The sequence below is a fragment of the Enterococcus sp. 6D12_DIV0197 genome, from assembly GCF_002174385.1.
In the GTDB taxonomy this organism is placed as follows: domain Bacteria; phylum Bacillota; class Bacilli; order Lactobacillales; family Enterococcaceae; genus Enterococcus_D; species Enterococcus_D casseliflavus.
In genome coordinates, this window is record NZ_NIBN01000001.1 from 1,600,955 (window position 1) to 1,620,199 (window position 19,245).

Annotated in this window: 18 protein-coding genes; all 18 read left to right on the plus strand. The window is 45.3% G+C overall.

Translation table 11 applies throughout. From position 1 onward, the window contains the following. Nucleotides 1-624 precede the first annotated feature (624 nt). The 18 genes from A5867_RS07270 to A5867_RS07355 all read left to right on the plus strand — a co-directional run bounded on the left by A5867_RS07270 (nucleotide 625) and on the right by A5867_RS07355 (nucleotide 19,228). Entirely contained in the window at nucleotides 625-1,710 is a 1,086-nt protein-coding gene (locus A5867_RS07270; protein WP_087627253.1) for a DivIVA domain-containing protein, read from the plus strand. Between the two features lie 137 nt (nucleotides 1,711-1,847). Further along, complete coding sequence (locus A5867_RS07275; protein WP_087627254.1) at nucleotides 1,848-3,155, plus strand: hypothetical protein; 1,308 nt, start codon at nucleotides 1,848-1,850, stop codon at nucleotides 3,153-3,155. Next, complete coding sequence (locus A5867_RS07280) at nucleotides 3,152-3,526, plus strand: hypothetical protein (protein WP_005235091.1); 375 nt, start codon at nucleotides 3,152-3,154, stop codon at nucleotides 3,524-3,526. The genes A5867_RS07275 and A5867_RS07280 overlap by 4 nt, the downstream gene beginning before the upstream one ends. Next, entirely contained in the window at nucleotides 3,459-4,838 is a 1,380-nt protein-coding gene (locus A5867_RS07285) for a glucosaminidase domain-containing protein (RefSeq protein WP_087627255.1), read from the plus strand. The genes A5867_RS07280 and A5867_RS07285 overlap by 68 nt, the downstream gene beginning before the upstream one ends. Next, nucleotides 4,831-5,874, plus strand: a complete 1,044-nt coding sequence (locus tag A5867_RS07290; RefSeq protein ID WP_087627256.1) for a hypothetical protein — start codon at nucleotides 4,831-4,833, stop codon at nucleotides 5,872-5,874. The genes A5867_RS07285 and A5867_RS07290 overlap by 8 nt, the downstream gene beginning before the upstream one ends. Nucleotides 5,875-5,887: 13 nt before the next feature. Beyond that, nucleotides 5,888-7,342: a hypothetical protein gene (locus A5867_RS07295; protein WP_087627257.1), complete on the plus strand. Its 1,455-nt coding sequence runs from the start codon at nucleotides 5,888-5,890 to the stop codon at nucleotides 7,340-7,342. 38 nt (nucleotides 7,343-7,380) lie between these two features. Further along, entirely contained in the window at nucleotides 7,381-7,704 is a 324-nt protein-coding gene (locus A5867_RS07300) for a hypothetical protein (protein ID WP_016610400.1), read from the plus strand. Between the two features lie 25 nt (nucleotides 7,705-7,729). Continuing rightward, nucleotides 7,730-8,425, plus strand: a complete 696-nt coding sequence (locus A5867_RS07305) for a prepilin-type cleavage/methylation protein (RefSeq protein WP_087627258.1) — start codon at nucleotides 7,730-7,732, stop codon at nucleotides 8,423-8,425. A gap of 43 nt (nucleotides 8,426-8,468) precedes the next feature. After that, complete coding sequence (locus A5867_RS07310; RefSeq protein WP_074536892.1) at nucleotides 8,469-9,155, plus strand: type II secretion system protein; 687 nt, start codon at nucleotides 8,469-8,471, stop codon at nucleotides 9,153-9,155. After that, complete coding sequence (locus A5867_RS07315; protein ID WP_087627259.1) at nucleotides 9,142-11,190, plus strand: phage head-tail adapter protein; 2,049 nt, start codon at nucleotides 9,142-9,144, stop codon at nucleotides 11,188-11,190. Before A5867_RS07310 ends, A5867_RS07315 begins: the two co-directional genes overlap by 14 nt. Before the next feature lie 14 nt (nucleotides 11,191-11,204). Next, nucleotides 11,205-12,779 carry a GspE/PulE family protein gene (locus tag A5867_RS07320; protein WP_249270028.1) on the plus strand — a complete coding sequence of 525 codons (1,575 nt, stop codon included), beginning with the start codon at nucleotides 11,205-11,207 and terminating at the stop codon, nucleotides 12,777-12,779. 91 nt (nucleotides 12,780-12,870) lie between these two features. Next, nucleotides 12,871-14,181 (plus strand): type IV pilus twitching motility protein PilT, encoded by a 1,311-nt coding sequence (locus A5867_RS07325; protein WP_087627261.1) that lies wholly within the window; start codon nucleotides 12,871-12,873, stop codon nucleotides 14,179-14,181. Nucleotides 14,182-14,184: 3 nt separating this feature from the next. After that, the gene (locus A5867_RS07330) at nucleotides 14,185-15,396 is read left to right on the plus strand and encodes a type II secretion system F family protein (protein WP_087627262.1); all 1,212 of its coding nucleotides are present in this window, start codon (nucleotides 14,185-14,187) and stop codon (nucleotides 15,394-15,396) included. Nucleotides 15,397-15,470: 74 nt separating this feature from the next. Then, nucleotides 15,471-16,007: a prepilin-type N-terminal cleavage/methylation domain-containing protein gene (locus A5867_RS07335; RefSeq protein ID WP_167822923.1), complete on the plus strand. Its 537-nt coding sequence runs from the start codon at nucleotides 15,471-15,473 to the stop codon at nucleotides 16,005-16,007. 69 nt (nucleotides 16,008-16,076) lie between these two features. Further along, on the plus strand, nucleotides 16,077-16,829 hold the full coding sequence (locus tag A5867_RS07340; RefSeq protein WP_008378680.1) for an A24 family peptidase: 753 nt from the start codon (nucleotides 16,077-16,079) through the stop codon (nucleotides 16,827-16,829). A gap of 107 nt (nucleotides 16,830-16,936) precedes the next feature. Further along, the gene (locus A5867_RS07345; RefSeq protein ID WP_087627264.1) at nucleotides 16,937-17,983 is read left to right on the plus strand and encodes a hypothetical protein; all 1,047 of its coding nucleotides are present in this window, start codon (nucleotides 16,937-16,939) and stop codon (nucleotides 17,981-17,983) included. Between the two features lie 2 nt (nucleotides 17,984-17,985). After that, the gene (locus A5867_RS07350) at nucleotides 17,986-18,609 is read left to right on the plus strand and encodes a hypothetical protein (RefSeq protein WP_074536887.1); all 624 of its coding nucleotides are present in this window, start codon (nucleotides 17,986-17,988) and stop codon (nucleotides 18,607-18,609) included. Beyond that, nucleotides 18,602-19,228, plus strand: a complete 627-nt coding sequence (locus A5867_RS07355; RefSeq protein WP_087627265.1) for a hypothetical protein — start codon at nucleotides 18,602-18,604, stop codon at nucleotides 19,226-19,228. Before A5867_RS07350 ends, A5867_RS07355 begins: the two co-directional genes overlap by 8 nt. Nucleotides 19,229-19,245: the final 17 nt, after the last annotated feature.

A 19,245-nucleotide genomic window follows, 5' to 3' on the forward strand; every position in this document is an offset into this window, starting at 1 on the left:
AAACTATATAATAGGTAAAGAATCGATCAGCGACCTTGGCTTATAAGGTCGCTGATTTTTTTTGAGGGGATTGATCGGCGGTTAAGAAGGCGTGATTGTTGATTTAAGATAAAGATCGTTTAAAGAAGAACGCCTGTTTTTTAATACGAGGATATTTTGCTCATTTTTAACAATATCACTGGGGATAAATGGTTTCCTCTGACAAATATTTCATCAAGTGAAGAAATATCTGATTTTTCAATCTGTTTTTGCTTTGATACTATCAAATAGACAACAGATGTTCTGCGAACGGAAGCCGTCTTTTCGTTTAATGGCTATTTTATTGAGAAACAGGCCGATTCATTTACTTGATTTCTATCTTCCAAAATACATGGAGGTCGTGGAAATCCAGGGATGTGGGGGTCTTTGCTTTCTTTTTTAAGCGAAGGGGGACAAGAAGGAAGCGGACATCACTGCTCAAAAGGTCACAGCAGAAACGTCAGCTCGTTTGAAAAAAAGCCCGAGGGTAGAACAGCCAAAGTGCAACTTTTCACGAAAGCAGACGAACAAGCAGACCAATTTGTAGACACATTAAATTGTTCAACGAATCAAATCATCGATGAGTGAGGAATCAGGAGGGGTAACATGGCATTATTTCGCAAAAAGAAAGATGAAGAAACTTACGAAGGCGTTCATGTCTACGACGAGGAATATGATGAAGAAGAGTACGACGAAGACGAGTACGATGATGAAGAATATGATGACGATGAGTATGACGATGAAGAATATGATGACGACGAGTACGAGGACGATGAATACGATGATGAAGAATACGAGGAAGACGAGTATGAGGATGATGCCCAAGAAGAGCTGCTGGCATTAGAAAATACCGTTTCACAATTGACCAAAACCGTCGAACATTTGACCAAGCAATTGGAAAACAAACAAGAATCCATCAATCGGATGGCTTCGCAAGCGACGCAACAAGAAAGTATCATTTATGAAAACAAGCAGCTGCAAATGCGCTACAACGAGTTACAGCAGCAGTTAAAAGAAGCAGAACGTCAACAAGAAGCCCTCAAAACCAATTATGAGCAAGAAATTGAGCAGTTGACGAGTCAAGAAGACGAATTGATCGAAGTAGAAGAAGAGCTCGAACAATTGCGTCAAAGAGAAGATGAACTGCTAAAAGAATTAGAAGAAAAAAGCAAGCAAGTCCAAGCGTTTGAAGAAAAAGCGATTCATTTAGAAGAAAAAGCGGCGATTATCGAAAACTACAAATTAAAAGAAGTCGAAAGCATGCGGCGGATCACTTCGCTTGAAAATGAAAATCAACAGTTGAACATGCGCTTGCAAGAAGCCGAAGCGAAATATCGTGATCTCGAGCGTTCAAGAGTCGAACAATTGGCAGATAAGAATGTCTTACAGCGTGACTTGGAACGTGAATTGACTAAGGTCGAACAAATGAAGGACGAGCTGGCGACGATTTTGATCGAAGCAAAAGAAAAAGCACGGGAAACCGCTGCTGAAGCAGAACTGGAAGCTGACAGAAGACGTCAAATGGCGGAAAATGAAGCCCACAAGATCATTTCAGAAGCATCGATGGAAGTGATGAAGATCCGTCAAGAGATCAAGCAATACCAAGAACGACTTACGGCGTTTCATCATGAGTCGAAAGGGCTGTTTGAGCAGTTGATCCAGCATAGCAAAGTATTGAATCTGCCAGACTAAAACGAAGGTTATAAGTCGGAATAGACGAAAAGGTCTGCTGAATAATTTCTGAGAGCGACACGACAAAGGAGGGAAACCCACTAGGACCATATGTGCTGTTTAAGAAATCACGGGCAACAACTACGAGTTGATTTCTTATGAGAATGTTGGTTATTGGGACGAATGTGACGAATGATATTTTAAAAATTGCCATCTATCCAACCTTGAGTCCAAATCTTGAGGAATTATTTTATAAACAAGAGGCACTTCCATCAGTAATCACTGCCTGCGACAACCTCTATCAAAAAAAGTGGCCGCTCAAATCCTCGATCCGCAAACAAGTGACGCATTACTTTGAGCAATTTTATTCCATCGAAGCCTTCACCCATCATATCGAGATGGAGATTTTACGAAAAAAAATCGATTACTCAAAATTACGCATTCCCTTGGAACAGCAATTTCCTCAGTTTGTGTGGACGCAAATCGGCATCAATCATGTGTCCGATGAGAAAAGCAATTTGTTTTTGGAGTTTGTACCAATCGCATACACAGAAGAAGAGTTTCCCTTTACGATTCAGTTGGATGCCAGCTTGCAGCAGCAAGCCTCGGCTGGTGTAAGTGATGCGAACGACTTTAAAGAGCAACTGGCAAAAATCGTTCAAAGTGTGATCGATGAACAAAATGTCACGTTTGTGAGTCGCCCGAAAGCGCAAGTCCATGAAGAAAAACGGCAAGGCAAAACCGATGCAGTGAAAAAAGAGCTGGAAGACACAGTCGAGTTCCAAAAGGTCAGTGCGGATGAGCCACCAAAGTTCAAAAAGAAAGTTCGCAAAAAAAGCAGCAAAAAAAAACAGTCAAAAAAAGCCAAGCAATTACCCAAAGTCAACGCCAATGAATTAGCGTTGGAGGAAGAGGCGAAGCGAGAACGTGCAAGCAAAGAGCGTTTGCGCTTGGCCAATCAAAAGCTTGAGATCTACATCGAAAACTTAGAAGCCTCTTTGATCAAAAATAGTATCCACTATTTAAACAGCTTGACCGATGAAGAAGACGAGAACTGGCATACGCAATTGAAGATCAGCTTACGAGAATATACCTATCTTTTTCAAAAAGCCAAATACCTAGAACAGGTTTGGCGCATCAATGACAATCTCGTACAAAAGATCGAAAAGATGACCTTGAACGAAAAAGAGTTGACCTATGAGAGAGGGCAAGTGCAGCAAGTGGTCGACAACAACCTTTCTGCTAAAGATATCAGCTTGGTTTTTTATGAATGCAGCGTGATTGAGTCACGGGTCAAATTGTATGAGCGACCATGGTTTAGAAAACCTTACGCACGCATTATGAAGATGGACTATGACAATCTTTTACGAAAAGCCGCTTACTTTGATCTTCTCCAAAGCGAAAGCTATCTATTAGAAAAAAAAGCATTGATCGAAGGCAATACAGACGTTAGGAGCAGTCTATGAGAACCCAAAAGCAAAAACAACGATTCTTATTCTTATACCGCATCTACTTTATTGCTTCTTTGATCCCATTAGCGGTATTTTTGCAGCTGACCGCCTATTTTTATCTCTCTGCCTTTCGAGAATATGTCACTATCAGTCATTTGTTTTTACTCGCTCTTTTGCTAGGTTTTACGATGTATTTGCGGAACAATGCCTTTCATTATCAATTGCTGCTTGTACAGCTTGAAAAAAATGAAAGCAAAGACCATGAACGACCAAAAAAAGGCACCAGCAAGAACAGCCCCAAGGAGGAGGATCAAGAAGATGAAAAAGCCCAGAAGAAACGTAAAAAGTCTGTTAGCGATCGGAGCATTTATCGGAATCATCAATAATCAAACGATTTCTGAAGCCATGGTTCGATCGATCTTAGGTGTAGAACCATCTACTTATATGGAAACCATCGATGCACAACGAGAAAGTCGTGGGCAATCGATAACGGATGCCCTCCGACCGGTCTCTTACGAAGGAGCTGACAGGATAACGGAGCAACTTGATACTCCTCCAGAACAAACAAATGAAAGCCTCCCAGAAGAATCGGAGCAGGCCGAAAAAGGAACGGAAGTCCAAGTCGTAAATGATGTTGAACGACCGGCAGATGATGGGCAGACAGACGAGGAAGAAACAGAGAGCGGCACCGATGAAACAGAAGACCAAGAGACTGAAGATGTTCCGCCGATGCCAGAGCCTTCAGAAGGCGATCAACAGCCGAATCAGCCTGCTGGACCTGAAACGAATGAGGAAGAAACCAACGATACGAACAGCAGCAACAATAGCGGAAACAACCAATCAAATGGGAATCAAACCAATCAGGACAAAGAAAAAGATCCCGATCCAATCACTGAAGAACCCGAATCACCGATCGATGAAGAAGAGCGGGAAAGCAACTTTCAGTTTTCGGTTTCTCGTAATCTAACGACACAACAATTCATCAATGAGATCGGTTCTGACGCGCAGGATGTTGCCTATAACAATGATCTTTATGCTTCAGTGATGATCGCACAAGCCATCTTGGAGACTGGCTCAGGAAATAGTGCCTTATCCAGTCCACCAAACCACAATCTTTTCGGCATCAAGGGCAGCTTTCGTGGGCAAAAAGTGACCTTCAACACGCAAGAAGATGATGGAAGTGGCGCGTGGTATACGATCTCTTCCAATTTCCGTAAATACCCAAGTTACCGTGAATCCATCGAAGATTACGCTCGCTTACTAAGAGGAGGCATCACAGGCAACCCGCGCTTTTATGCCCCCGTATGGAAAGAAAATGCCCCAACCTATCGGGAAGCAACTGCATGGTTGACAGGGCGCTATGCCACGGACATCCATTATGACCAAAAGCTGAATGCGTTGATCGAGGCCTATGATCTAACCATCTATGACAACGAGCCGACCGAAGAGGTCTTGGAAGAGATTGAACGCACACGTGCACAAGCAATCGAAGCAGCCCGCAAGGAAGAAGCTAAGACGACCCGTTCGTTGTTTGAAGACTTGCAAAGAAGCTCGGCAAATCGTCGAGGCTCAGGGAATTTGCCAGCGTCCATTCGGACTGTCAAGGATCGCTTGCAGGAAAATGCCAATGCCAATACTTATGCAAACCAATTAAGAGGGATGGAACGAGCGGGCAGCGAGGTAGATGCCAATGAGTAATCAGTCGCAAGCACCTAGAAGAAAAAAACGTCCGCCACAGCCTGCCAAACGTGAAAAAAAACGAGAACAACCAGAGGATACACCGAGAAATCCCCGAATCGAAAAGTTTCAAGCGCAAGGCAAGCAAGCCAGCCCTTCAAGTGGCAAGAAACGACCAAAAAAGCCACCTCAAAAAGAACCGACAGGACAGGCGCCTGCGAAAGAGAAACGAAAAAAAGCGGCTAGCACAGCGAATCGCCCCAAATTACCGACCGAAAAGCAGCATCCTAGCAAGCAAAAAGAAAGAGCAGCTGCCAGTACGACCAGTGAAGCACCACGCAAAAAGAAAAAGCGTCCACCGCAGCAAGCACGTCCAAGCCAGCGCAACGAGCAGGGGAAAACTAAGAAATCAAGTACTCCGAATGCCAAATCAAAAGGGACCCACAAGCAAGGAAAAAAACCAGCGGAGGTTTCCCAGAAACGACCAACCCCGCAAAAAGGCAAAGCTGCGACGAAGAAACCAACAGCTAAAAAGAAATCTGGTGATCTCGTACTGAAAATCATTTATCTGATTTTCTTGGTTTGTAGCATGACTGTCCTCTTTACGTTTATCGGCTTATATGTAGCTGATCAAAACGAGATGACGGTTTTCAATCATCGGGTGGTGCGTTTATCAGATAATGGCATGGCGAATCTTGACAGCTCCGCATTACGCACACAAGATTTGATCATTTTAAGAGAACAAGCCTTCACTCAAGTACAGCCAAACGGGATCGGAGTCTTTACAAATAGCTCAGGAACAGGCTATATTGCCCGCCGAGTGCTATCGATCGAGGCTGACGAAGAGCAAGGCTATCATTTATCCGTCATTGGTGATGGACAGGCATTTGGGGAAGAAGCCATCGAAGCAGACCGTTTCGTTGGGGAAGTCTCAATGAGTATCAACCATGTAGCAGATGTGTTTCGTTTTATTGATCAAAACTTGATATTATCTATCATCTTCTGTGTATCATTGATCGCCTTATTCATTCTATTAGGCATTTATCTCTTTACTTGAGAGCCGTCATTACTTGAGAAAAGAGGAAACAAGGTTGCAAAAAAAAATAGTGTTAAGAAATAGTATCGCGGGTCTGCTTTTCTTTCTTTTGTTGCTTAGCATCTTGATTTGGCAGAATAATCAGTCTATTCACATTCGTCGTTTAGCGGATGAAAATGAAGTGTTCGAAAAAATCGAGATTTTGGAAGAATGGCAGGAACGAATGACCCTTATAGGGACGACGATCCAACGATCCGTTCGGGTAATGAACGCCAGTGAAGTGCCAGTGTTTGTTCGAGCAAGCTTTGAAGAAGTGCTGCGCTATGTCGCGCCAGACAGTGAGGAAGCAGCTTTTGAGCAGGCGGCAGATGCGAGTGATGCGCCAGACTTATTACCAGTACTGTCTCGCTTTGATGAAAACGAAATTTTAGCAAGAGGGTATCAGAACGTGACCCAGCAGATCCCAGAACTCGTTGGAAATGCTCTTGATGGTCAAGTGATGGTTTGGATCAGCGATGAGACGATCGAAGAGTTGGCACCCACGCCTGCCTTGGATGCCTTCGATAGCGAAGAGATGCAGGAGTTATTGGGGGAATTAGACGCTGAAGGACAGGATAATCCTGAGAGCTTCTACGATCACACCGAAGGCAATGAAGAAATGGAGGAGCAACCGTCATCAGACTTGATCGATGGTCCGCCAGATCTCTGGCAAGAACCGGTCCTTGTCGAAGCGCACTTCAGCTATTCCTTTCGACGAAACCAACAACCGGTCATGCAGAAAATGAGTGGGGAACTGCTGCTGCTCAATCCTGCTGATCCGGTTGCTGAGTGGACCTTTGAAGCAGCCAACTTGACCTATAGTTATTATCTTGAAGGGTATCGTTATTTTGTTCGAAACTGGGCGGAGTCGCAGCTAGCCAGCCCCTTTTCCACCAATGAAGAACCTACGGGATTCACGTATCTCGGAGAACAAGGAACGATTGACCAGTCGTCATTTGATTACACGACGACAGAATCTGGGTTAGGCAGTGCCTTTCAATTGCCAGAGATGATCAGTGCGTTTCCCGATGCTGCTGGGTTGTATCCGACCCAAACGGTGAAAACGCTAAGCAGCTTTGTGTCTGAAAGTCCCGCCCAGATCGACTCAGAAGCCATCATGATCGAATTCGGCTCTTTGAGCGATTACCGTCAGATCGATCGAAATACTTGGATCTATAATCCCGATGATGGCTGGTTTTATTATAGTTTCCCTTTGGACCGATCCTATCAAAGTGAAGACGGTTATGGCGTCACCCGTTCACTGATCGAACAAGTGATGATCGATACAAGTGTCGCAGACGATAGCCATCTTGCCTACGAACTTTTACCGAAAGTCGAAGTCATTCAGGCTTCTGATCGACAATCATCAAAGGAGGTCTTTCAGTTAGACAATGATCGGCCAGAGAGTGCCACTGCGATCATCTATCGGCATTTGCACTCACTTCAATAAGTTGCTAGAAAATAAGTCAAGGAGAGATTCACGTGAAAATGGTCATTGAAGAAATTGAATACCGTTATTTTCTTCAATACGGGAAGTATTTGGATTATTTCTACCAACAATACATGCAAGCGAATGTCGAAGATCCTGATGTTGAAAAAGGGATCGCCGAGATTCAGCGACTGGTTGAAGAAGAAAGGTATCATTATATCAGGGAACGAATTCGCATCACACGCAAAGCCAAAAAAAGTATTCCATTAGCTGACTACCCTGATTTCAATAAACTGATTCACTGGGGGTTCACCCTTAGCAAATTATCTTTTCTTGACCCAGATACAAGTATCAACCAGCTAGAAGAAAAGGACTCTCCTTGATCGGGGGCTAGGCAAAAAGCAGGTGATGAAACTGAAAAACGGCAGACAAGCACATAGAGTACTTGATGAATCAGGGTTCAGCCTTGTTGAGATCCTTGGAGCGATCGTCATTCTCGGGATCGCGATGGTCATGATCGCCATGCTGATCATCCAAAACAACCTGATCCTTAGCTACAATACCCGAATGGAAGAGGCCATCGCAGCACGAGATGACGTCAAGGAATGGCTAATCTACCGAGCGCAGACCCAAGATTTGGCGGATTTGAATATCGGAATCTTTACTGCTCGACCATCTTGGATGATGGGCGATCCAGATGCCCCCTCAGAAATTCGCAGACACCATTTGGTCCTCGATAATTCAGGGATTCAATACAATGCGCAAGGGCAACCGATGTATGAAGAAATCCCGATTGCTGTAGATGATCTCAATCGGGGACGATTTATTCGCAAAGTGGTATACGATCATTCTGGCGCTCATTTGCCGCAGCCCTTGGCAAATTCGGAAGAAAATCGCCTCTATATGGGAACGTACTTGTCGGAGAATGAAGAAACCACCAACTATTTAGTCAAGGTCTCCATTCGTGAAGACCCCAGGCATGGACTGCGAGAAGACAGTTATGATCGTCGGCAGCTGGGCATCGGACTTATTATTCAGGTCTTCGATAAACAAACGGGCGCATTTTTGACAGAAACGTATCTGCATTGGGTAGTTGACTATTGAAGGGGCTGGCTGTTCTTGCGGAAGTTGCAAAGGAGGGGCGCAGATGAAGCATCGGTTACAAGATGAGCAAGGAGTCACGCTTGTCGAATTGTTAGGGGCGATCGTGATATTCGGCATTATCATTGCTCTCTTTTCTGGGACACTCTTTCTGATCGTCCAAGCCTCTGTCCGTCAAGGTCGAATTGCTGCCTTTCAAGGGATCGCGAATGAAATCATGGCGCAAGCAGACCAAATCGCCAAAATTGACGGCATCTATGAGCATGCGGGGTATTTAGGAAAATATGATAGTCTTCTTTTCCACGAGGAACATATTGTCAAAACCATGCCCGAAGGAACCTTAGGGGCAGCAATTACGGAAGAGGGCAGTCCGCGAATGGTTGTGACGGATATCACAGATACCAACAATATCCGTGCCAGAGTCTATGATACGAAAGACCCTACCATTAAGCTAAAGATCATTCAACAAAAAAATGAGAATGAAGCGACGCTGACCCATCACTATACGCCAAATTATCGCGATACGTTCAGTATCCAGACCAAATTTTTCGTTTTGTTTTACACGGAAACGATCAATTTTGCGGATTATTATGATGATTTGACTGGCTGGTGGCAGATGGAGGATCTGGTCACTGATTACCACGAGCAGATTATCTATAGACGAGAATTTACGATCAATTATCGGGACAATGAGAAAGCAAGAGGGGGGGTACCCGGGAATGGAAGATGGTAGACAAAATGAAGCTGGTTTTGCGCTGATTTATGCCCTCGCGGCGATCATTCTTTCCTCTTTGATGATTAGCTTGGTCTTCCTTGTTGCTCGAAATGTCAATTCACAAATTCGAACGATAGATAGCTTCCGTCGAGTGGAAGATGTACACGAATATTCCTTTCAACTCGCTTCTCAGGAGCTAAAACTGAGAATAGATGATTTCATCACTCGAACCATGCAGAATGGCGGCTTCTATTCTAATAATAATGACTGGCAAGACCATCTAGATAACGAATTGAGATTTGTGCTGGACGAAGTCGATGTGAATGAGAACATCGATGATAAATTTTCTTTTACCTCCTCTGTCGTTGACTATGAATATAATGAGATCGCCCCTTATGTAATGACCAAATCTGGTGGGGAGCAAGGATGGATCCAATCCGCCTCGATGCTGCCAGATAAAACCAATCTTCAAATCATTATTCAAATTCAATCGCAAGTCACGGATCAGACGCAATTGGCTGAAGGGCAACCGCGAGTACATACAGCTTCTGCTGAATATATCTATGAAATGCAGCTTGAAGAAGAAGACCTCGAACAAAGACAAACACAGCTGGACATTTGGCGAAACATTTTTTATCCCTATTACTTACCCTCTACAGCAGGGCAAGCTGTATCCGCCGATACTTGGGTTCGAAAATTGTTTGAAGTCGCCGATTTCCAGCGCGTACGTCCATCGTTTGATTATCTCGCTTTTGAATCGGATGACTTCTTGCAATTCGGGTTTGCCAACAATGTCCTGCAAGATTTTCAAGACGGCAGATTTTTAGATTTTCGAACAAAGCCGATTCTTAATTGGCTGCATTTCGATGGTTCCTTTTTCTTTAATCATGGGGTCCAGATGGAAGGACAGGGAAGCGGGCAATTTTCGTCAAAAAGTCTGCTTGCGATCCAGAATGATGGCGGACAGCCTAGTAACGGGTTGAACGTGATCAAAGACATCTTCTTGCAAGCCGGTTTAGGAATGTATATCGATTTGGGCAGTCGAGCTGGCAGTCGCTTGGTCCTCTCACAAGCCTATACGGATATCCTTGCTGGAAACGTATGGATCAACAACACCAATAGTTCGGCTTCGAGAGTTGAGCAAGAAGGGGTTCTCTTTGCTGAAGGCCATCTAAATGTTTCCGTAAATTCACCGGATGCGGGCACTGGGTTAGGCGAATTAAATAGCAATTATTTTAATTTTTATCATCGAGAAGCCACGAAACAGAATCCTGCGGCAGATGGTAGTTTGACGTTTATGAAGCCGTCGATGGTTCTGACGAGCAGCAATTTTTATGCGGGACCAGTCACGGAAGGCTCGATCGTACATAGTACCGAAGATACGGAACGAAGGATTACTGTTTATGGTGATTTTATGCTGACGAATACGATGATGCCTAGTGGTGGAACAATCGATGATTTCTCGTATTTTCAGAATCAAAATCAATTCACAGTGCCCCATGACCCGTCAAGAATCACATTGGATGGCAGCAATACCATAATGGAGGTTCACGGGCTTTCATTTATCGATGCGCCGAAAACTGCTCGTAGATTGGCATTAGCAGAAGCCGGCAGTTCAGCGGTTTTTGATTCTTATTATGAAGATCCAGCGTATTGGAATCAAATCACCTTAAAAAATGGTGCCCAGCTGATCTTGGGTCATACAGGCGTTGAACCCTTTCATTTAGCTGTGGATAGAGAGTCGACCTTTGTCATGGAAATACTGCCAGATTTGGCATTATTTGACCCGACTTTTTTAGCAACAGGGGCTCATAACCGTCGTCTTGAAGGAACGGTCGTTCTCGTACCTTACTATATGGATGACCAGGTGGAACTAGAAAATCAACTGCAACAATTAGGCGTCAATTATCGCGTCCGCGACTTTGAAAGTCAGGCACAACCGGGGGAGGTAACGATCCTCAGAAGTTTTTTGGATCGAAACATGTGGTCTGATGATGAAGCATATTTAACCGTTACACGAATGTTTGACTATATCAACAAACTCGATTATTGAAAGGAGGGCGCCAGTTGCCGCAATCAAGTGAAAGAACGCCACGTAGAAAACCTAGAAGGCCTCTCAAAAAGTCTGAGAGTAGTCCAAGTTCAACCACCGCTGAGAAAACACAAACAGGCAACCTGTTTGACTTAGAGATCAGCTCAGAGGTTTTGTCCCTGATCCCCCGCTCGTTTGCCAAACAGCACAGCGTCTTTCCGTTAGAGAAAAAAGGCAATCGTTTGACCGTTGCGATGGCAAACCCTGGGGATTATGCGGCGATCAATGAAATGCGTTTAATCACTGGGTTATTGATTCGTCCGCAAAAAGCCCACAATGCCGATATCCAACAACTGATCGTTCGCGATTACCCTTCTGAGATCAGTTTGGATGGCTTGAGCGACTCTCTCGTTGAAACCATCGACCCAGAAGGCGACTCAAAATTAGATGATTCGCCGATCGTCAAATTGGTCAATACCCTGCTGCAAGATGCGGTGGATCGGGGCGCCAGTGATATCCATTTCGATCCCCAAGAAAAAGGATTAGTCGTCCGCTTACGGGTCGATGGGGAGCTTCGCACCCATGAAAACTTGCCTAAGAGTATTCAGACTGGTGTTACTTCACGACTGAAAATCATTTCCTCCTTGGATATCACCGAAACACGTGTGCCACAAGATGGTCGGGCAATGATTCGTAACGGGGGCAACGTGGTTGATTTGCGGGTCTCGGTTTTGCCTGTCATTCATGGGGAGAAAGTCGTGATTCGGGTGTTGGATCGCTCCAGTGGTATTCGGCGCCTAGATGAGTTTCGCTTTGAACCGAAGGTATTGGCAACCTTTAAAGCGATTTTGCATAAACCCCACGGGATCATTCTTGTCACTGGACCGACAGGATCAGGGAAATCATCTTCCTTGTATGCAGCGCTGCAAGAGTTGAACACGCCGGAGATCAATATTATCACCGTCGAAGACCCAGTAGAGTTTCAGCTGCAAGGTATCAACCAAGTGGCAGTCAACAGCAACGTCGGTTTGACCTTTTCCGCTGGGTTACGGTCGATCTTGCGGCAAGACCCCAATGTCGTGATGGTAGGAGAGATTCGGGATGGCGAAACGGCGGAGATTGCGATTCGGGCTTCCATGACTGGGCACTTGGTATTATCCACCCTTCATACCAACGATTCCGTCAGTACCATCAATCGCTTAGTCGATATGGGGGTAGAACCGTTTCTGGTCGCCAATGCGTTAGAAGGCATCTTAGCTCAACGGCTCGTCCGAACCCTTTGTTCTTCTTGTAAGACAGTGGGACCAGCCAGCGACAAGGACAAGCAGTTATTTGAATCCTATGGCATCACGGTTACGGAACTGGCACAGCCTGTGGGCTGTCCAAAGTGTGGCAATACAGGATTCAAAGGGCGAATGGCCGTCCAAGAGCTGTTGACGATCGATGCCAAGCTGCGCCGTATGATCACGAAAAAAGCGACCAACGACCAGCTGATGGATTATGTTCAGGAACGAAAGATGCGCTTTTTGTTGGATGATGGGTTAGACAAAGTGCAACAAGGCTTTTCCACCATCGAAGAAGTCTTGAAGGTGGTCGCTGCAGAAGAGTGAGGCGCTGATTGATTTATCGGTGATCCAGGGATCACCGGAGAACTACATACATTGTTTTAGAAGAAAATGCACATAGAAAGGGGCTGGTTTAATGGATCAAACGAGAGTGGCAACACAAGAGCGAGCAACCAAAAGGGCGACGAGAGAAAAAACAGCTCCGACCCGTACCCGCATTCGGGAAAATCGTGAACTGAGAGAAAAAAAACGTGCCCACAGTCGCCAGAGCGATCAAGACCGATCTGTCTCGACGCGGGAGATCATTCAAAAAGCAGAACGGCAAGCAGCAACAAAAACGACGACTGCCAGCAGTGCACAGGGCGTCAATCGCAACGAAGCGGCGCAATTTGCTGCCATGTCACCTAAAGAGCGGATCGATCATTGGCTGATGATCGCTGTCGAACAAAAAGCATCGGATATCCATTTAGTCGAAGGCGTACCGCCGATTTTTCGTCGCCACGGCGACTTGCTACCGATCGAAGGGGTTCCGACCATCGACACCAAGGACATCGAAGCCATTGCCGAAATCCTTTGCAACCACCGGCAGTGGGAGGAATTCAAGGAAAAAGGCGAGACCGACTTGGCCTACGAACTAGGCGACATCTGTCGCTTTCGGGTCAATATTTTCCGCCAAAAAGATACCGTTTCGATCGCCTTACGGCAGATCCCCATCGAGATCCCGAAGTTAAGCAAACTCGGTATGCCGACCGTCTTGCGGACCCTGATCCATAAAAGCCAAGGCTTGTTCTTAGTTACAGGGCCGACCGGTTCAGGGAAATCAACGACACTTGCTGCGATGCTGGACTATTTGAATGATACCAAAAAGACGCATATTTTGACGTTGGAAGACCCGATCGAGTACATCCATAACCACAAAAAAAGCATCGTTGCCCAGCGGGAAGTTGGCAGTGACACCATGTCCTTTGGCAATGGCTTACGAGCTGCCCTGCGGCAAGATCCAGACGTCATCTTAGTAGGGGAGCTGCGGGATTTTGAAACGATCTCGATTGCCTTGACGGCAGCGGAAACGGGACACTTGGTATTAGGAACCTTGCATACGTCAAGTGCCCCAGCGACTATCGAACGGATCGTCGATGTCTTTCCTGCCGATCAGCAGACTCAGATTCGTACACAGCTTGCTGGCGCATTACTAGGGATCTTGTCCCAACGCTTGCTGCCAACGATCGATGGCAACGGACGGGTAGCAGCAACTGAGATGATGCTCAATACCCGAGGGATCGCCAGCTTGATCCGTCAAGGGAAAACCCACCAGATTCATAATATGCTGCAGATGGGGAAAAACGAAGGCATGCATACCATGAGCGCCTCTTTAGAAGAACTGGTTGCTGCGGAACGGGTCGATGCCGATGTGGCAGATAACTTAATGGAGGAAGGGGGCGAATAGCCGATGGCACTCTTTGCCTATCAAGGCACCAATGTCCGTGGCGAAACGTTTTCTGGCAGCTTGCGTGCCAATTCCTCCGTCGAAGCCCGCCAAAAACTGCGCCAAAAGCATATCAAAGTCAACAGTTTGATCGAACAGCCAGAAACCTTGGCGAACAAAGAGATTCAACTCTTTACGAAAGTTTCGTTAAAACTGTTGGTAGGGTATTTGCGCCAGTTTTCGACACTGATCGCTTCGGGGATCACGATTGTTGATGCCTCACGAATGCTGGAAGAGCAACAAAAAAACCCGAATTTCAAGAAAATTCTTGGCGAAGTTCGGGATGAGATTGATAGCGGGCGCCCGCTATCAGAAGCCTACAAAGATCATCCCAATGCCTTTCCGACACTTCTGACCAGTGTCATCGCTGTTTCGGAGATGTCTGGATCACTGGAAGGAAATTTGAAGGATATGGCGGATTACTATGAAAAAAGCGCCGAAAACCGCAGCGGGATCGTCACAGCGATGGTCTATCCGATTATTTTAGTGATTTTAACCTTTATCGTAGCCATTATTTTATTAGTAACGATCGTCCCGATGTTTGTGGAAGTATTCGAAAGTTTTGACACGGATCTGCCGACGATCACCGTCGCCACGATGGCGATCAGCGAGTTCCTTCAAACCAGAGGGTGGGTTTTAGCCGTCTTGATCGTCGGATTTTTCGTCGGACTGTGGATCGCGCGACGCAATCCAACCTTCGATTTCGCTTTTCAAAGTTTTCTATTACGCATTCCACTAATGGGCGATATGATCACCAAAAATAGTTTTTCATTATTTATGACAACCATGTCGACACTGCTCAGCAGCTCCGTCGGTATGGTGACCGCCTTGAATATGAGTCGGGATGTCGTTTCCAATAAATACATCAAGCGAATCATCGATAATTGTGCCTTTCAAATCGAAGAAGGTGGCAAGATGAGCGATGTCTTTCGTGGCAACATGATGGTCCCGATGTTAGTGACCCAGATGGTCGAGATTGGCGAAAGTACTGGTTCCCTAGAGGATATGCTTAAACGATTGAGTATCATCTATCAAAAAGAGGTCGATGAAACCAGTAAACGACTGAAGACGATCATGGAACCAATTGTCATCTTAGTGATTTGTGTGATCGTTGGCTTGATCGTTTCGGCGATCATGATTCCGATGTTCGATCTTTTTGCAGCAATTCAAGGGTAATGATTTTGGTATTATCAAGCTACCTAGACGGCTTGTTTAATATATATGGAAGAAACAGGAGGAGTAAACAAACTATGATTGATGCAATTTTTGCAGAAGAAACAAGAGACAATCGATTGAATAAATTAATGAAAGATGAACGCGGCCTCTCCTTGGTCGAGTTACTGGCAGTAGTCGTTATCTTAGCGATCATCGCTGGGATTGGGGTTATTGCGATTGGTAACGTGATTCAAAATTCTCGTGAAGATGCTGCTATATCTGAAGTGCAGCAAGCATATGCAGCAGCTGTATTATATCAATCAACAAACCCGAGCTTAAATAGTAGCTCAACAACAACCACATTTACTTTGCTTGAAGTAATGGAGGCGGGACTAATGAATAGTACCTCATGGGGAACTTCGACATCTGGAGCTACACCTACAGGAGCTGGAAGAGTAGTATTTTCAATTGCACAAAACGGTTCGTTAACCATGACAGTTCCTGAAGGAGCTTTAATGGCTGGACAAGAGCCAAATAATGCCCTTACAAATGCAACACAAAATGAAATTAATTCACTGACTCGGGATGAATTCTTCCGTGGAAATGCTGGTGGCGGTGGCGACAACAGTTAAAACACCTCAAATCACTAACCTGACCTAAGGTGTACGGCAACTCAACCCCCAGGAAAAAAGGAGTTTTTTATGAACGAAATTTTGCAACAGATCCCAATGGGCCTAATCATTGGTTATCTTTTCATCATAGGAATGTGTCTAGGTTCTTTTTTCCTAGTGGTTGGTTGGCGGGTTCCCAAAAAGGAATCCCTGCTGACTCGCTCGCACTGTGATGACTGCCAACAGACATTGGGTGCAAGGGACCTCATTCCAGTTTTATCATACCTTATTTTAAAAGGCAAGTGCCGCAAGTGTCAAAAAAAGATCCCGCTGATTGCTTTTCTTTATGAAGTGTTGATCGGCATGCTATTTACGGGTACGACCTTGCTGTTTTGGGGCACTGCTGAAGTGATTGCCGCTTGGTGTTTATTAGCCTTATTAGCCATTATTTCTGCCAGCGACATCTTCTATCAGCTGATCCCCAATAAAGTGTTAGCCCCTTTTTTCGCCGGAGGGATCGGTTTACGGTTGATCCAACCGCAAAATGAATTTTGGTGGTATTGGCTCGTCGGCTTCTTTGCTGGCTTCTTGCCATTGTATCTCTTAGCGGAGCTCAGTAAAAAAGGCATGGGTGGCGGCGATATCAAATTATTTGCCGTCTTAGGCGTGTATATCGGCCCAGTGCAAGTTTTGACCGTTTTATTTGTCGCTTCTTGCTTGGCAGTGATCTTTTACGTGATTCAAATGCTACGGGGCAAAGTCAAAAGCCGCTACATTGCTTTTGGTCCCTTTATCGCCATTGCTACTGGCATGGTTTATCTTGGCAGCGGCTGGTTCCTTTGAATCGGGTTGCTGACTTTGGCGTTTGCTTGATTTGCTAAGCAAGCGTTGTACATAGAAATAACGTTGGTGCCTTCATAAAAACCAACAAGAAGAAAGCAGGTCCTCGTATGTTTGGCAAAAAAACAATTCCCCGCTTAGTTGGGATCGACATCCAAAAAAACTGCATCCGTTACTGTACCAAAAAAGGTGACCGCCTCAAATACGGCGAGCTGGTCGTGAATGGTACGATTTTTAAAGATGATAAGCTGCGCAATCCTGATAGTCTTGAAGCCGCCTTCAACGAGATTGCCAAACGCTTGGGATTACGCACGATGAGCGTGGTGATCACGGCGCTGAATTCTCGTCTGCTGATCAAACAGATCCCTATCGGCAAGATGAACTCGGAAAAAGAGATTCGCGAGTACTTGTATTTTGAATTGGGGGAGTCCATCTCCTTGCCTTTTGAAAACCCGATTTTTGATTTGCTGATCCTAGGCAAAGGCAACAAGCAAAAAGTGCCAAAAGAGAAAAAGAAAAGGGCCAGCAAGAAGGAAGAAAAAGCAGAGCCGCAAGCTGTGGTCATCCAACGGAATCGGTTTACCATAAATGGCAATGTGCCAGTCGTGGTCACATCCGAGCCGATTTTGATTCAACTCGGCGACACATTGAAGAAAGGCGGCCATCAGCTGATGGGCGTCGATTGCAGTTTTTTGGCGTATAGTCGCATGTTTCAGCGACAGATCAACTGGAGTGAAAATTTCGTGCTGGTCGAGTTAGATGCTGGCATCGCCAATATTACCTTTTTTGAAGAATTGGTGCCGACTTACCTGCAGTATGAAGATTATAATCAAGCCAACTGGAAATATATTGAAAAAGCCCAATCTGTGCAAGTGAACTTTAGGGAAAGCGCGGAGATCCAAGCACTGGAAGGGTTGGCAGAAACCCTGAATTCGGTGATTGCTTACTATTATCAGGAAATCTCGCCTGATTGTGAATTGAAAAAAATCTACTTAGTCGGCGGTCATCCAATGCTGCGCAAAGAAGTCCAAGAAATATTTCATGACGTGTCTTCTTTGCCAGTCAAGACGATTTCTGCAAAAGTAAGTGAAACCAGCAAGAAAAAAATTCCCGACCGCTATGTCTTGGCTGCGGGATTAGCGACGAAAGAGGTGTAACCATGAACATCAATCTATTGCCTAATAAATTTATCCGTAATCGGGCGTTTGAAGTCATTCTTTCGGTTTCGCTTCTCCTTTCGTTAGTTGTCGTTGGGGTTTGTGGGTTAGGTTTTTGGTATTATCAACGTTTGGTAACCAATAATCAAAGCAATATCATGTCTAGTCAAGCAGAGCGTATCGTCTTTCAGCGCCAGTTAGAAGAGATGTTGGCGTCAAAATCTCAAGACCTACAAGAATTCATTGCCCTGCAAAAGCAAGAGAAATATTTCACGGCACCTATTATGGAAACCTTTGAGGAAGTGGCATCAGGGATCGATGTGACCATCAATTCGTATAATTTGCTGCTAAATAGCGATGGGGGAACGTCCGAAACTGCCCAAGACGGCACGCCATTGTTTCCTTCGGTGAACTTGGCGGTCCAAGGGGATGTTTATGAAAGTCTGATTCGCCTTAAATCGGCTTTTGAAGCAATCGATTGGGTGCACCATGTGACCTATCAATCCTTCTCTCATAGTTCAACGCCGCAAGATGGGCGCATCACTGTCTATCTCTCACGAATCGATGCACCACAAGTGATCAGTGAAGACAGCGAAGAAGAAAGCGAGGTGGAAGCGGATGACTAGAGTTTTTTTCTCCAAAAAACACATCATCATCTCCGCGGTGATTGCACTAGTTCTCGCTACCTCCGTACTCATTTTCTGGCTATTTTTGCTGAATCCCAAACGTGCCGAAGGGATCGAATTGGCTCAGGAATTAGCTGGGATCGAAGCTGAGATCCGCGACATTCAAGAACAGCTGGTCTACCTGCAAGGGGAACCAGACCTTCTTTCATCAGAGACGGTCAATGAGGTGCCGATCATTCCCAATGGCATGGCGATCGAGTCTTATTTTACTGATCTCGCTGCTCTTGAAACGGAATTGCCGATCACGATTTTGCAATCGACCTTTAATGAGGAGATGCTTTACCCTACACCAGAACAAATGGCAGATCAGACTGGTGACAATCCTTTGGCTACGCAATTTCGGGTCACAAGGATCGGCTTTGACCTCCTGAGTGAGACGAATGAAGGAATCGTGCGTTTTATTGATCGGATGGAAAACCTGAATCGCTTTTTAAAAGTTGAATCAGTCGAATATCGGCAAGGAAGCAATACGTCAGGAGCAGATGCGTTTTCGGCAAGTGTCGTTATCAAGCTGTATTATCTATCGAGCTTTGAAACGGGACAAGAACTGTTGGAGTAATCAAAGGAAAGGGGTGC